The sequence below is a fragment of the Streptomyces sp. NBC_00536 genome (assembly GCF_036346295.1).
Lineage (GTDB): Bacteria > Actinomycetota > Actinomycetes > Streptomycetales > Streptomycetaceae > Streptomyces.
Genome location: NZ_CP107819.1, coordinates 193,286 through 207,603, shown reverse-complemented (window position 1 = coordinate 207,603; position 14,318 = coordinate 193,286). Strand labels below are relative to the sequence as shown.

Genomic DNA, 14,318 nt, shown 5'->3' with positions numbered 1-14,318 from the left:
TCGCGAAGCCTGTGGAGACGAGATGTCCCATCGACGCCGCCTGCTGGCGGGTGCCTGCGTGAGTACGGTCGTCGCCGCCCTGCTCGTCACCGGCGGCGTCGTCGCCGCGCCCGGGCCGCAGCGGGCGGCGTCCCATCGTGACGACGGGCCCGGGACCGCCGTCGGCGCCTATCTCCACTACGGCTCGCCCGGTGTCGACAAGATGGAGGAACTCTCGCGCTGGCTCGGGGGCACCGAGCTGCGCGCGGGGCACACCTATCTGCCGGGCGACACCTGGGCGAACATCGAGGGCGCACCCGATTCCCTGCGCAGTTGGGCCCGTTGGCGGGGCGAGAGGCCCGATCGGCTGTTCGTCCTGAACGTGCCCATGCTGGAGCACAACGAGGCGCACGTCCCCGACGGCCGGGTCGCCGAGCTGCTCCGCACCGGTGCGCGCGGTGCGTACGACCACCATTTCCGGCGGCTGGCCGAGCGCCTGGTGCGCCTCGGGGTGCCGGATACGGTGATCGTGCTCGGCTGGGAGATGAACGGCTTCAACTACACCCATCGCTGCCGGCCCGACCCCGAGAGCTGGAAGACGTACTGGCGCCGCATCGTCACCGCCATGCGCTCGGTGCAGGGGGAGCGGTTCCGCTTCGACTTCGCGCCCAATCGCGGCGGTGACGCGATCGCCTGGACCAGGTGCTACCCCGGTGACGACGTGGTCGACATCGTCGGCATGGACTCCTACGACCAGCCGCCGGGCCACAGTTTCGAGGACCAGGTCACCCAGCCCTACGGGCTCCAGCACCAGGTCGACTTCGCGCGGGCGCACGGCAAGCGGATCTCGTATCCGGAATGGGGGCTCTTCCGCAACGGCGACAACCCCGAGTACGTACGGAGCATGCTGGGGTGGATCTCCGAGCACGAGCCGGTCTACCACAGCATCACCGACTACTGCCCGCACGGCGTGTGGCAGTGCGGCCGCAACCCGCGCTCCTCACAGGTGTTCCGTGAGGTCCTCTCCACCGGCCGACGGTGATCAGTCGTGGGGGGCTTCGCCGCTGACCCGGTGGTCCGCGTGGCTGAGGGCCTCCTGGACCAGGCGGCGCAGGTGCCCGTCCCGGAGCCGGTAGTGGACGTACCGCCCTTCCCGGCGGGTGTCCACGAGCCCCGCCAGGCGGAGCTTGGCCAGGTGCTGGCTGACCGCGGTCCGCGAGGCGGCGCACCGCTCCGCGAGCGAGCCGACGTCCGACTCCTCCTGCGCCAGGAGCCACAGCAGGTGCAGCCGGGTCGCGTCCGACAGCATGGCGAAGACCTCGGCGGCCTCGGTGAGGCGGGCGGCGTCAGGTGCGCCCAGGTGCGCATCTCTCGCAGGTGGGACTGATTCGCTTATGGGCATGGGGACAGGGTAGGTCCCCGGGCCCGCGGAGCCGCAGTACCGGCACCCGTCCCGCCATCATGTGCACACATGCGCACATGATGTGTAATCTGGTGTGACCAGCCGCTGGAGTGACCAGCCGGCCAGCCCGCACCGGAAGGACGATCCGATGCTGTCCGTCCTGCGCAACCGCACCTACCGGCACCTCTTCCTGGCCCAGGTCATCGCCCTGATCGGGACGGGCCTGGCCACCGTCGCGCTCGGTCTGCTCGCCTACGACATCGCGGGCGCGCGGGCCGGGTCCGTGCTCGGTACGGCGCTGGCGATCAAGATGGTGGCGTACGTGGCCATCGCACCGGCGATCAGCGCGGTCGCGGACCGCATCCCGCGCCGGGCCCTGATGGTGGGCGCCGACCTGACCCGTGCCGGTGTCGCGCTGTCCCTGCCGTTCGTCGGCCAGGTCTGGCAGGTCTACGTCCTGATCTTCGCGCTCCAGGCCGCCTCCGCCGCCTTCACCCCGACCTTCCAGGCAGTCATCCCCGACGTGCTCCCCGAGGAGCGCGACTACACGCAGGCCCTGTCGATGTCCCGCCTCGCCTACGACCTGGAGAACCTGTTCAGCCCGGCACTGGCCGCGGCCCTGCTCGCCTTCATGAGCTACAACTGGCTCTTCCTCGGCACCGTCGGCGGATTCATCGCCTCCGCCGCACTCGTCGTCTCCGCCCTCCTGCCCACACCGGTCCCCGCCGCGAAGCGGGAAGGCAGCGCCTACACGAAGGCCACCGCCGGAAGCCGCCTCTTCTTCGTCACCCCGCGCCTGCGCGCGCTGCTGGCCCTCAACCTCGCCGTCGCCGCCGCGAGCGCCATGGTCACCGTCAACACCGTCGTCTACGTACGCGACCACCTCGCCCGCTCCACCACGGACGTCGCCCTGGCGCTGGGCTCCTACGGAGCGGGCTCCATGACCGTCGCCCTGCTGCTGCCCCGGATCCTCGACAAGGTCACGGACCGCGCGGTCATGCTCCGGGGCGCCCTGCTCCTCACCGTGGTCTTCGCCGCCCTCGGGATCGTCACCGCCGCGGGGGGAGGGGGCTGGCGCTGGCCCGCGCTGCTCGGTACGTGGGCCGCGTTCGGTGCGGCGTGCTCGATGGTCCTGACCCCGACCGGCCGCCTGATCCGCCGGTCGGCGCCGCCGCAGGAGCGGACCTCCGCCTTCGCCGCGCAGTTCTCCCTCTCCCACGTCTGCTGGCTGCTGACCTACCCGCTGGCCGGCTGGCTCGGCGCGCAGGCCGGACTGCAGGCCGCCGTGATCGCCCTGGGGGCCATCGCCTTCATCGCCGCGGTCACCGCCGTACGGCTGTGGCCCGCCGACGACACGGACGGGCGGCCGCGGGTCCGCTCCGGCCTCGACCCCGCCCCCTTCCACCGCGAACCGGCCCGCTCCGCCCGCTGAGCGACGGCGTGCGGGAGCGGGGGCGCCGGTTCGCCGCCACCCCTCGGTTGACTGAATGTTCAGTCAGTGCCAGAGTGGCGACACGTGGCCGCCCCGCCTCCGCGCTGAGCGGCCGTTCGCGGTGCGGAGCGCGCACGATGGTCCGTAGAGCCCGGTTCGTCGGTCTACGCGACACTCCCGCGCCCGCCCCGGCCCGGATGCACCCCATCCGCCGGCCCACGATCGGAGTCCTCCCGTGTCCTTCCTGCCCCACACCCGTCGGACCGCCCTTCGCACCCTCGCCGGAATCGGCGCCGTCGTCGCGGGCGCCTCGGCCTACGGCGCCTCCGCGTCCGCTGTCCAGCCGGACGCCACACCCGGCCGCGCGGCGGCGGGTGGCGGGCGCCGCCTGGGCGCCGAGTGGGAGAGCCACACCCGCACCTTCATGGCCTGGCCCGCCCTCAGCTCCGTCTGGAAGGGCGACCTGCGGTATGTGCGCGAGGACATCGCACGCATAGCCCGGGCGATCGGCGATTACGAGGCGGTGGTGATGATGGCCCGGCCGGACCAGGTGGACGCGGCCCAGCGGGCCTGCGGATCCCGGGTCGAGGTCGTCCCGCTGGCCGTGGACGACCTGTGGGCGCGCGACACCGTGCCGGTCTTCGTCGAGGAGGGCGGGGAGGTCATCGGCGTCGACTTCAACTTCAACGGCTGGGGCAACAAGCAGAAGCAGCACGCGAACGACGCGCTCGTCGGCCGCACCCTGCTCCAGAAGTACGGGCTCGCCCGGATCCAGGCCCCTCTCGTCGCGGAGGGCGGTTCCTTCGAGACCGATGGTGAGGGCACCCTGCTGATCACCGAGAGCTCGATCGTCAACGACAACCGCAACCGCGGCAAGAACCGGGACGCGGTCGAGGCGGACCTCAAGGCCACCCTGGGCGTGGAGAAGGTGGTCTGGCTGGCCGGAGTGCGCGGCCAGGACATCACCGACGCCCATGTCGACAGCCTCGTACGCTTCACCGCCCCCGGCGTCGTCCTGCTGGACCGCGCCCACCCCGGCACCCCGCCGGACTCCTGGTCCCGCTCCGCCGACCAGGCCAAATCGGTCCTCTCCACCGAGACGGACGCCCGCGGCCGCCGCTTCGAGATCATCGACCTGCCCCAGCCCGACCTCAACCGGATCAGGGGTGAGGGCGACGACTTCGTGTCGACCTATGCGAACTTCTACGTGGCCAACGACGCCGTGTTCATGCCCAAGTTCGGGGACCGCAAGGCCGACGACCGCGCCCGCGGCATCCTCCAGGACCACTTCCCCAAGCGGGACGTCGTCCCGGTCTCCATCGACACGATCGCCTCCGGAGGCGGCGGCATCCACTGCTCCACCCACGACCAACCCGGCAAACCCGCCGCCTGATCAACCCCACCCGCGCACCACCGGAGCCACCGTGTCCCAGTCCAGCCGCCCCTCTCCCACAGGTCGTCGCATCCCGCTGCTGCCGGGGCTGGTCCTGCTCGCCATCGTGGCGGCGGTCACCGTGGGGGCGTGGCTCCAGTTCGGTGAACGTCAGGCGCTGGACACCGTGTACACAGCGGGCCGGGCCGATTCCGACCGGGTGGACGTCGACGCGAGCGTCCAGCGCGTCGACGCCGCCGGGCGCGAGATGGTGCTGCGGATCCAGGTGAGACCACGGGGAGCGCTGGCCGAGGCCGGCGGGATCTCTCCCGTCGAGGACCTGACGCTCCAGACGTCGACCGCGACCCGGGGCGACCTGACGTTCAAGGCCCACCAGCGCATCTCCACCCTGGACGTACCGGTCGCGCTCACGGGCGGCTCCATCACCGACTACCCCTTCGACGCCTACGAGGCACCCGTCGAGTTCGGCGCGGTGCTCGGCGGCGACAAGGTTCCGGTCCGCGTCCAGCTCTCCAACAACGACGTGCTCTTCACCGCCTCGGTGGACACCGCGACGGCGAAGGACGGCACCGCCCTGCTCGACATCGGGCTGGCCCGTTCCAACAGCGTGCTCGTCTTCGCCTGCTTCATGATGGTCGCGATGTGGGCACTCGCCGTGTCCGTCCTGATCGGCGGATGGTTCCTCGTCACCCGCCGCAAAGGCCTCACCTGGCCCGCCCTCGGCTGGATGGCCGCCACCCTGTTCGCCCTGGCGGCCTTCCGCAACGCGGCCCCGGGCACCCCTCCGATCGGCTGCCTGCTCGACTACCTCGCGTTCCTCTGGGCCGAGACCATCGTCGCGTTCTGCCTCATCACCGTCGTCATCATCGGCATCCGGGCCGAACCCCGCCGCCCTTCCGCCCCACCGACGGACCCCGAACCCGCGCGGGACCCCGTCGGCCAGCCGTAGCCGCGGAACGGCCCACGGTGGCCGGCGCCCTCTCAGGACACGGGCATCTCATCGTCCCAGTCGGGCGGCGTCGTCTCGCCGGACAGCCAGTCACGACGCAGGATCGCGTATCCGACCGCGTCGTGGACCCGCCCCCGTGTACCTGGCCAAGCGTCCCGGTAGTGCGCTTCCTTGGCGTACCCGCCGGACAGGAACGTGCGGCGCATCGCGCGGTTGTCCTGGCGCGTGGTGCCCTCGATCCGCCCGAGGCCGGGGAACTCGGTGAACAAATACCCCGTCAGCCATGCGAGGCCCTGCCTGCCGAGACCTCGACCGCGGTGGGCGGACGCGATCCGGAGGTCGAACATCGGAGTGCCACCTTCCGGCACGTCAGCCAGATCGAAGAGACGGATCAGCCCGACCCTCCCGCCGCCCTCGACCATCCAGAAGGTCCGGCTTTCGCGACCCTCGTAGAAGCCGTCCTCGACCCGTCGCCGGACGACGTCGCGGTCCATCGCCGCCGGGCCGTGAAACGGCCACGCACCGTTGACCAGAAAGTCGGTCAGGAGGTCGGCGTCGGCGACGACGAGTCGCTGGTATCGGGTGTCCACGGACCGCACCTTATGGACTGAGCGCTCTGCCCGGAAACGATTTTTCGGAGCTGTCCGGCGTTCCCCACGAGCGCGGGCGCGCTGAATTCCCGGGCCGGGCCGGCCCGGCCCGGGACGGTGGGTCAGGACACCAGGGGAGGCGCGTCCGATTCGGTCAGCTTGACCGTGCACAGACCGCCGCGCTCGCTCTTCACGTCCGTCACCTTGAGCTGCGTGCCCGGCGCGAGGATGTATTCCTCCTCCCCGGTGAAGGCGGAGAACTTCCTGATCCCGACGGCCTTGGCGGACGTCACCTCGAAGAGCGTGCGCTTGCCGCGGCCGCCCAGGAAGGAACGGGCCACCTTCAGCTCGGAGGTGCACGAGGAGACGCCCCACCAGGTCACCGTCCGGCCCACCGGGTACTGGGCCCGCAGGTCCAGCGAGACACCGCGCCACAGCGGCTGCGTGTGACCGGGCAGCCCCGATACCGCGGAGAACAGCAGCCGCAGGTACGGCAGGTAGGGCGTGAGCCTGGCGCGGTCCGGGGAGCGCAGGACGGCGTTTATCTCGCGGTAGAACGCGGACTCGCAGGTGTAGAGGTACAGCGCGGCGATCGCGTCGGCGGACAGGCCGCCGGACATCTCGTCCGCCCGCCGCTTGCCGAAGTCGCGCGAGCGGTCGATGTGTCCGGCGAGCCCGGACAACGCGGCGGCGACCGGCGCGACGGCGCCCTGGAAGTCCATCAGCGGGGTGTCGAACACCCCGGTGATCGCGGGGAGGACCAGGCCCTCGTCCTTGACACTGGTGAGCCGCTCCAGGTACAGCTGGTGCAGGTTCATGGTCGACTCGATGAAGGCGCCCATGCGTGCCGCGACACCCCCGTCCCCACCGCCCGGTCCGGCCGCCGCGCCCTCGTTCCACCCCTTGCTCGGCAGCCAGTCGATCCCGTCGGCCCCCAGCGACGCGAGGGCCTCGTTGACCATGGCGAAGTGGTCGCCCTCGCAGAAGATGTCGCCCTGCGCCGCCGGGTTCGCGTGGTCGATGTGCCGGACGTCGACGTCCGGGTACTTCTCCTGGAGGCGCAGGACGATGCGCTTGAGGTTGCGGGCATGGGCGCCCCACCAAGCGAACACGACCCCGCGGTCCTCTTCGTCGGCGTCCTGCTTGCCCTTGAGGATCTCCTCGACGATCCGTTCGGCGACGGGACGCCAGAAGGCCGTGTGCTGGTCGGTGCCCATCGCCCCGTCGCCGCTGGCCGTCAGCGAGGCGTTCAGCAGCAGCACGCCCTGCGTGAGCATCGCCTGGAACCACTCCGGAGGCTGGACCGTGTCCCGCTCCTTCAACAGCGCGCGGACGTCGGCGATCGGCGTCTTCTTGGCGATGCCGTACTTCCACATCGCCGCCGCCTTGATGATGCAGCGGATGCTGACGACCCGGCCGAACTGGCTGTCCTTCCAGTCGTTGAAGGCGTTGTCGAACATGGCTATCCCGGTCGCGCTCTCCGGGCGCGGGTACGGGTTCTGGCCGAAGACGACGACCTTCCACTTGTGCGGCGGGTGGGGCTTGAGCGCCTGGAAGGTCAGCTCACGGACCGGGACGACCTCGGGGCTGCGGCCCTTCCCGATGAACCGGGCGGCATCCGGGTGCGCCTCGATGACAGGCTTCAGGAGCGGGAGCCAGGGCTCACCGCCGCCGTCGAACAGTCCGGCGAGGGCCAGGGGGTCGTCCGCGTCGGGCTGGTCCGAGGCGGGGGCGGGGGCAGGGGCAGAGTCGGGGGCGGGGGCAGGGGCTGCCGACTTCGGCGGCACGATGCGCACCCGCTCCTCGACCGGAGCGTCCTCGATACCGTTCAACTGCGTGATGATCGTGGCGCGCAGTTCGTCGTCGTCCTCGAAGCAGTGGTCGTGGAAGAGGGTGTAGCCGGTCCACATCAGGTTGGCGCACACCCTGGCCGGTACCCGCCCGGTCTGCGCACCCATCCCGACCAGCGCCACGGAACGGATGCTGCCCGGCACCTTCCGGTTCTGCCGGTGTACGGCCTGGAACGCGGCGGCGCACGCCAGGGCCACGTTCAGCGTGGCGCTCACGTTCTGCGAGGACTGGACCATGGTCGGCGTCGATATCAGGTACCGGGGGACGGCCGCCCCCGAAGGGACACACACCGCGCTGCCCACCGGGAGGGCCCCGGCGAACTGGTCGCGGATCGCCCGCTGTACGCGTACCTGGATGCCGGATCCGAGGTGCCGCTTGATGACGGCGTCGACCCCGCCGTCCATCCGGCCCAGGGAGTTGGTCGGGGTGACCCAGGCATCGACATCCTCGTCGAGGATCGAGCCCTGGCGGATCTCGATGCCGGGAGTGTCCGCGAACGCCGCCCGCCATGCCTCCACGACACGCTCGTTGACGTCTGTCACCACCACTCTGAGCGCGGGCTGCTCAATGCTCTCGGTCATCGTCCACTCCTGTCGGAATACGGTCCTTGCAACCCCTTGAACGTATCCGCAGCCACTGACAACGCCGCCCCGTGAAGGCGGCGTTGTTGCATTGCACACGCCGCATGGCTTACCGTGAACGCATTGTTCACTGGTTAACGATTGATGGGGCGTGGGTGTGGGTGTGCTTCCTTCCGTAGAGGACATGCGTGCGCAGTGGACAGCGCGGCATCCGGGCGTCGATACCTCCCCGATGGAGGTGATCGCGCTGATCCGGCGGGTCCACCTGCTGCACGAGCGGGCTTTGCGCCCGCTCCACGAGGCGGCGCCGGTGACCGCGCCGGAGCTGGATCTGCTCATTCCGTTGCGGCACGCCTCGGGGCCGGTGATCGCCAGCCGCCTGGCCGCGCATCTGGGGATCTCGCGCGTGGCGGTGAGCAAGAGCCTGGCCCGTCTGGAGGACCGTGGTTACATCCGGCGCGCTCCCAGCGCGGCGGACCGCAGAACGGCGGAGGTCGCCATCACCGAGACGGGCGCGACGGCCATCGACACGCTCTTGCCCCGCCTGCTGGAACGTGAGATCGAGCTGCTGGCCGGCCTCGGCGAGGACCGGGAGCAGGTTGTGGCCGCGCTGACCCGGCTGGCCGAGGTCCTCCAAGCCGCCGACCCCGACCGGTGAACCCCGACCGGTGAACCCCGACCGGTGAACCACGACCCGGCACGCACCCACCACTCGGCACGCCCCCATCACCCGACAGAGGGAGACAGGAACATCATGTCGAAGGACCGATTCATCAAGCTGCTGCCCGGCGAGCGCAGGCCCGGCCGCGTCACCCTGCCCCCGCCCATGGAGATCAAGGCGCGCACGGAGGACACCGAAGGCCGCCTCTCGCTACTGGAGGTCACCTTGGCCCGTGACATCCCGCGGCACACCCACCACCTCGCGGACGAGATGATCTACGTTCTGGAGGGCGAACTCGGCGTGCACTTCGACGGCGAGGACCTCACCTTCCCCGCCGGCTCGTTCGTCCTCCTGCCCAAGGGGGTTCCGCACGCGCTCAGCCGTGCCACCGACATATCGCCCCGCGTGCTGCAGATCTCCTCACCCGGCGGCTGGGAGTGCTACCTGGAGGACCTGGCCGAAGCCGGACCCGCCTCCCTCAACCCCGACGGGACCTTCAGCCCCGAGGCACTCAACCTCATCGCCTCCCGCCACGGCATCCGATACGAGGAATGACGCGGCTCAGCCGGAGGCGGCAGCGGATGACGCGAGGGCGGCGGGCCGGTCAGGGCTGACCGAGCGCCAGATCCGGTCGGGCAGTACCCGGGCGGCTTCGTCCATGTCGATGTCGCCCACGGTGAGCCAGCGGCGTACGACCGCGACGACCGGTCCGAGGACGAGGGACTCGATCATGGGGGCGGACAGGTCCGCGAGTTCACCGGCGTCCTGGTGTGCCTGGATCCAGAGGGCGATCGGCGCCAGCCGGGCCTCCTGGGAGTCACGGATCTGCCCGGCCTGTGCCATGCCCTCGCGATCCGCGGTGGCGGAGTGGATGAGGCGGGCCTCGGTCGGCTGGGTCCGCGCGAAATCCAGGTAGGCCAGGATGACGGCCCGGATGCCGGAGCGGGCGTGTGTTGTCTGGATCAGCGCCGTTCCGAGCGTGTTCAGGAGCTGGCCCAGCGAGCGCAGCGTGAGCGCGGTGACCACGCCGTCGAGACTGCCGAAGTGGTGGTAGATGCTTCCCGAACTGACCCCGCTGGCCTGGGTGATCGCGCTGAGGGTGAGGCCGCCTTCGCCCGACGAGGCGTAGATGCCGAGTGCCGTGTTCAGCACTTGTTCGACCGTGGCCTCGCCGCGTTGTTGTTTCGGGCTCATCGAGCAGTCGTCCTCGGTCTCATAGCGGCTGATCCACTTGTTTCCCGTTGCTTCCCGTCAAGGCCAGCCTAGAACATCGGTTCTGGACGCATTTTCCGCAGAGCGCGGCGCGCGGGCCCGTGGGCTCCCGCCAGGGGCCGGACGGCGGGCGTAGCCTGGGCCGCCATGCGGCAGATCATCCTCATGATGTCGATGTCCCTGGACGGATACGTCGAAGGGCCCGACCGGCAGATCGACTGGCACCGCGTCGATGACGAGGTGCACCGGCACGCCAACGACGAGGTCCGTGCCATGGGCGGCCTCCTCGAAGGGCGCGTGACCTACGAGCTGATGGAGAGCGTCTGGCCGACGGCCGATGCCGACCCCGCGAACGCCGGGCCGACGGCCGATTTCGCGCGCATCTGGCGGGACACCCCCAAATACGTGTACTCGCGCACCCTCCAGCGCGTCGGTGACAACGCCACGATCGTGCGGGACGTGGTCCCGGCGGAAGTGGCCGCCCTCAAGGCCGCCCCGGGCGGTGACCTCGGACTGGGCGGGGCCGGGCTGGCCACCGCGTTCCTGGCCCACGACCTGGTCGACGCGTACCGCATCTACGTACACCCGGTACGGATCGGCCGGGGCACCCCACTGTTCCCCCAACTGGGCGGCGGACCGGTGCCGCTGCGCCTGGAGGGTACGCACACCTTCGGCAACGGCGTCGTGCAACTCCGCTACGCCCGCCCGTGAGCCCCCGGCGCGTGCACGGGGGAGGAGGGGCCGGCGTCAGCTGAAAGTACGGCGGTAGGTGTGGGGGCTGACGCCCGTGGTCCGCTTGAACCGGTCGCGGAAGGCGGTGGGTGAGCCGAAGCCGACCTGGGCGCCGATCCGTTCGACGGAGTGGGGAGTCGTCTCCAGGAGGTGCTGGGCCTGGCGGACACGGGCGCGGTGGAGCCACTGGAGCGGGGTGCTGCCGGTCTGTTCGCGGAAGCGGCGGATCAAGGTCCGGGTACTGGTTCCCGCCTGGGCGGCGATGTCGGCGAGGCTGAGTTCGGAGCCGAGGTTCCCCTGCAACCAGAGCAGCAGCGGTTCGAGGGTCGAGCCCCGAGGGGTGGGCGCGTGGTTCTGCACGATGAACTGCGCCTGCCCGCCCTCACGTTCCAGTGGCATGACGGACAGCCGCGCGGCGTCGGCGGCGACGGCCGAACCGTAATCGCGGCGGATCATGTGCAGGCACAGATCCAGCCCCGCGGCGGCGCCGGCCGAGGTGAGCAGCCGGCCGTTGTCGACGTACAGGACGTTCGGGTCGACCTCGATGTCCGGGTACGTCGCGGCGAGGAGGTCGGACGCCATCCAATGGGTGGTGGCCCGCAGGCCGTCCAGGAGCCCGGTGGCGGCCAGCGGGAAGGTGCCCACGCAGAGGGAGGCGATGCGCGTGCCGTCGTCGGCCGCCGCTCGCAGCGCGTCGCGGACAGCGGGGGCGAGCGGAGCGGTGGGGTCGGCGGTACCGGGCACGATGATCGTGTCCGCACCCTTGAACCCCTCCAGTCCCCAGGGCGCGCGCAGGGTGAAGGAACCGGCATCGACCTCCGGCTGCTCGGCGCACACGCGGATCCGGTAGCCGGGGCGTCCGTCCGGGAGACGGGTGCGGGTGAAGACCTCGATCGGGGTGGACAGATCGAACGGGATCACCCGGTCCAGCGCGAGGACGGCAACGGTGTGCATGGCGAGAACATACCCGCTCCCAGCCGCCTCGGCTCGACCACGGAACCACGTGCAGGCGCTTGTTCCTACAGGTCATGGCCATGGCCGTGGCCATTCTCCTGTGATGGCGAGAATCCGTTGGCAGGTGTCATTAGTGCCACTGGGAGACGGGCCGGCAGTTGGTTAGCGTCGGGACCGTGACCAAACTCCTCCTCTCCCTGCACGTCCTGGCCTCGGTGCTGGCCGTCGGCCCGGTCGCCGTCGCCGCGAGCATGTTCCCGAAGGCGCTGCGCGGTTTCCACGGCGATCCGGACGACCGGGAAGCCCTCGCGACCCTGCGGACGCTGCACCGGATCTGCCGCGTCTACGCCGCGATCGGCGCCGCGGTTCCCGTCCTCGGGTTCGCCACGGCCAGCAGTCTCGGCGTCCTCGGCAGCGGCTGGCTGATCACCTCGATCCTGCTGACCGCCGCCGCGGCCGCCACCTTGGCCCTGCTGATCCTGCCCGCCCAGGACCGCGCGCTGGAGGCCGCCGATGCCCGTGGGGCCGCCCCGGACCGCCGCGTCGCCACCCGACTCGCGATGCTCACCGGCGTCTTCAACCTGCTGTGGGCCACCGTCACCGTGCTGATGATCATTCGCCCCGGTTCCACGACGGCTGCATGAGTCGACGGCGCTGAGCGGTCCGCTCAGGGGGTGAGCATGCGGTCCTGTTCCACCGGGGGAGTGCCGCCGCGCCAGTCCAGCGGCTTGCCGAAACGGATCAACTCGCCGTACAGGGAGGGGTCGAGGTGTTCGGCGAACACCACGTCCAGCACGGCCCGGGCGGCCTCCGCGGGCGACTGGGCGCCGCTGTAGCCGCTGAACCACGGGCGGGAGGTCGCGGTGTCCACCATGCCGGGACACACGGAGGCGATCAGGGTGCCGGTCGTGAGGTCGGTCTCGCGGCGCGCCGCGGCGACCGCGCGCACGGCGGCGACCTGGGCCACCTTCGAGGGCACGTTCAGCCAGCGGGGCCAGCCCGCCTCTTCGGCGGTGTGGTGGTGGACGGCGGCGCGCCAGGACTCGACGGCGTACTCGACTTGGTCGAGGCTCGCTCCGTCGAACAGGTGACGCAGGCCGGGCGTGAGGTGGCCGAGGGTGCCCAGGCTGCTGGCGACCACGAGCAGTCGGCCGCCCGGACGCAGGACGGGGGCGAAGGAGCGCAGGACCGCATGGGTGGCGCTGTTGGACACGTCGATGAACTCGTCGGCGCGCTCGGACTGTGACTCGTCCGGCAGCAGGCGGGCGACGGCGTTGGACAGCACCACGTCGACCCCGCCGTACCGGCTCCGCAGCTCCTCGGCGATGGCGGCGATGGCGTCGGTGTCGGTGACGTCGAGGACCCGCCCCCGCACCTGGGCGCGGGTGCCGGGCAGTTGTGCCACCTCGCGGGCGGCATCGGTGACGCGCCGTTCGTTGCGTCCGGTGAGCAGGACCAGGTCGCCGGGCCCCAGGCGGGCCGCGAGTCCTTCGGCGAGGGCCCGGCCCAGGCCCTGGTTGGCGCCGGTGACGAGGGCGATGCGGGGAGTGTTCATACCCGCAACGGTAGGAACACCGTGACCCATGAGTCCAACGAAACTTCCGCACGAGTGGTATGCGTAAACGTCATGGACTTCACGGATGTGTCGTTGACCGCGCTGCGGGTGCTGCGCGCGGTGTCCGAGCAGGGGACCTTCACCGCGGCCGCGGCGTCGCTGGGCTACACCCAGTCGGCGGTGTCACGGCAGATCGCCTCGATCGAGCGGGCCGCGGGCACGGAACTGCTGGAGCGTCGGCGTGGCGGCGTACGGCTGACCCCGGCCGGGCGGATCGTCATGACCCGGGCGACGGTCGTGCTCGACGAGATCGATGCCACGGCACGCGAACTGTCCGGACTTCCCGGGCAGGGGGGAACCGTGCGCCTCGGCTGGGTCCCCAGCGCCGGTACGACCCTGGTGCCCAACGCCCTCGCCGCACTGCGGCGCACGGATCCGGGCCTGCACGTGATCAGCCGCGAGGGAGGAACCGCCTCCCTCGTGCGCGCCCTGCGGGCGGGCAGCATCGACCTCGCGCTGCTGGCCTCCGGACCGCCGTTTCGCGCACCGGACGCGGAGTCACCGCCGCTGGCCCTGCAGACGCTCACCGAGCGCGCCCTGTGCCTGGCCCTCCCGGCGGCGCACCCGCTGGCCCGGGGAGACTTCGTGGACGTCGCCGACCTGCGCGGCCAGCGGTGGATCGCGGGTCCGCCGTCCGGCACGGAACAGCTCCTGGGCGTGTGGCCGGGCCTGGACGAGCGGCCCGAGATCGCGCACACGGCCCGGGACTGGCTGGCCAAACTGCATCTGGTGGCCGCGGGCTGCGGCCTGACCACCCTGCCGGGCGCGCTGGCCTCCGCCGCTCCGCCCGGCGTACGCGTCCTGCCGGTACGCGGCGGCCCGCAGGAACTGCGGCGCCTCCTCCTGGCCCGGCTGCCGCAGCCTCCGGCCGAACCCGCCGTCCGCCTCGCGGCGGCCCTGCGGGCCGCCGCCCTCGATGCCGATACCGTCCCGGACCCGTGACCTGTGACCTGTGACCCGTGACCCG

Annotated in this window: 14 protein-coding genes and 1 pseudogene; 9 read left to right on the top strand and 6 right to left on the bottom strand. The window is 71.2% G+C overall.

Annotation, left to right across the window (positions count from 1 at the left end):
- Positions 1-22 precede the first annotated feature (22 nt).
- Positions 23-1,006 (top strand): annotated as a pseudogene (locus tag OHS33_RS00960) (glycoside hydrolase family 26 protein); the annotation flags it as partial.
- A 15-nt stretch (positions 1,007-1,021) separates the two neighbouring features.
- Here the strand turns inward: OHS33_RS00960 and OHS33_RS00955 are convergent.
- The gene (locus tag OHS33_RS00955; protein ID WP_330328442.1) at positions 1,022-1,381 is read right to left on the bottom strand and encodes an ArsR/SmtB family transcription factor; all 360 of its coding nucleotides are present in this window, start codon (positions 1,379-1,381) and stop codon (positions 1,022-1,024) included.
- Positions 1,382-1,529: 148 nt separating this feature from the next.
- Here OHS33_RS00955 and OHS33_RS00950 point away from each other — a divergent pair, with 148 nt between their 5' ends.
- From OHS33_RS00950 to OHS33_RS00940, 3 genes are all read left to right on the top strand, one after another.
- Positions 1,530-2,813 (top strand): MFS transporter, encoded by a 1,284-nt coding sequence (locus OHS33_RS00950; protein ID WP_330328441.1) that lies wholly within the window; start codon positions 1,530-1,532, stop codon positions 2,811-2,813.
- A gap of 235 nt (positions 2,814-3,048) precedes the next feature.
- Complete coding sequence (locus OHS33_RS00945) at positions 3,049-4,206, top strand: agmatine deiminase family protein (protein ID WP_330328440.1); 1,158 nt, start codon at positions 3,049-3,051, stop codon at positions 4,204-4,206.
- Positions 4,207-4,237: 31 nt separating this feature from the next.
- Positions 4,238-5,155 (top strand): DUF4436 family protein, encoded by a 918-nt coding sequence (locus OHS33_RS00940; protein WP_330328439.1) that lies wholly within the window; start codon positions 4,238-4,240, stop codon positions 5,153-5,155.
- Positions 5,156-5,187: 32 nt separating this feature from the next.
- Here the strand turns inward: OHS33_RS00940 and OHS33_RS00935 are convergent, their stop codons facing one another.
- Together OHS33_RS00935 and OHS33_RS00930 are read right to left on the bottom strand one after the other, a co-directional pair.
- Positions 5,188-5,745 (bottom strand): GNAT family N-acetyltransferase, encoded by a 558-nt coding sequence (locus tag OHS33_RS00935; RefSeq protein ID WP_330328438.1) that lies wholly within the window; start codon positions 5,743-5,745, stop codon positions 5,188-5,190.
- 122 nt (positions 5,746-5,867) lie between these two features.
- Positions 5,868-8,177 (bottom strand): ADP-ribosyltransferase domain-containing protein, encoded by a 2,310-nt coding sequence (locus OHS33_RS00930; RefSeq protein WP_330328437.1) that lies wholly within the window; start codon positions 8,175-8,177, stop codon positions 5,868-5,870.
- A gap of 184 nt (positions 8,178-8,361) precedes the next feature.
- Between OHS33_RS00930 and OHS33_RS00925 the strand changes: the two genes are divergently transcribed.
- The gene (locus OHS33_RS00925; protein ID WP_330328436.1) at positions 8,362-8,835 is read left to right on the top strand and encodes a MarR family winged helix-turn-helix transcriptional regulator; all 474 of its coding nucleotides are present in this window, start codon (positions 8,362-8,364) and stop codon (positions 8,833-8,835) included.
- Between the two features lie 96 nt (positions 8,836-8,931).
- Positions 8,932-9,393, top strand: coding sequence for a cupin domain-containing protein (locus tag OHS33_RS00920; RefSeq protein WP_330328435.1), 462 nt, complete (start codon positions 8,932-8,934; stop codon positions 9,391-9,393).
- A 6-nt stretch (positions 9,394-9,399) separates the two neighbouring features.
- Here the strand turns inward: OHS33_RS00920 and OHS33_RS00915 are convergent, their stop codons facing one another.
- Positions 9,400-10,032 (bottom strand): TetR/AcrR family transcriptional regulator, encoded by a 633-nt coding sequence (locus OHS33_RS00915; protein WP_330328434.1) that lies wholly within the window; start codon positions 10,030-10,032, stop codon positions 9,400-9,402.
- 165 nt (positions 10,033-10,197) lie between these two features.
- Here OHS33_RS00915 and OHS33_RS00910 point away from each other — a divergent pair, with 165 nt between their 5' ends.
- The gene (locus tag OHS33_RS00910; protein ID WP_330328433.1) at positions 10,198-10,761 is read left to right on the top strand and encodes a dihydrofolate reductase family protein; all 564 of its coding nucleotides are present in this window, start codon (positions 10,198-10,200) and stop codon (positions 10,759-10,761) included.
- 36 nt (positions 10,762-10,797) lie between these two features.
- Here OHS33_RS00910 and OHS33_RS00905 read toward each other — a convergent pair whose 3' ends face one another.
- Entirely contained in the window at positions 10,798-11,736 is a 939-nt protein-coding gene (locus tag OHS33_RS00905; protein ID WP_330328432.1) for a GlxA family transcriptional regulator, read from the bottom strand.
- Between the two features lie 176 nt (positions 11,737-11,912).
- Between OHS33_RS00905 and OHS33_RS00900 the strand changes: the two genes are divergently transcribed.
- Complete coding sequence (locus OHS33_RS00900) at positions 11,913-12,380, top strand: DUF2269 family protein (protein WP_330328431.1); 468 nt, start codon at positions 11,913-11,915, stop codon at positions 12,378-12,380.
- Positions 12,381-12,403: 23 nt separating this feature from the next.
- Here OHS33_RS00900 and OHS33_RS00895 read toward each other — a convergent pair whose 3' ends face one another.
- Positions 12,404-13,291: an SDR family NAD(P)-dependent oxidoreductase gene (locus OHS33_RS00895; protein ID WP_330328430.1), complete on the bottom strand. Its 888-nt coding sequence runs from the start codon at positions 13,289-13,291 to the stop codon at positions 12,404-12,406.
- 72 nt (positions 13,292-13,363) lie between these two features.
- Here OHS33_RS00895 and OHS33_RS00890 point away from each other — a divergent pair, with 72 nt between their 5' ends.
- Complete coding sequence (locus OHS33_RS00890; RefSeq protein ID WP_330328429.1) at positions 13,364-14,293, top strand: LysR family transcriptional regulator; 930 nt, start codon at positions 13,364-13,366, stop codon at positions 14,291-14,293.
- The last annotated feature ends 25 nt before the right edge of the window (positions 14,294-14,318 follow it).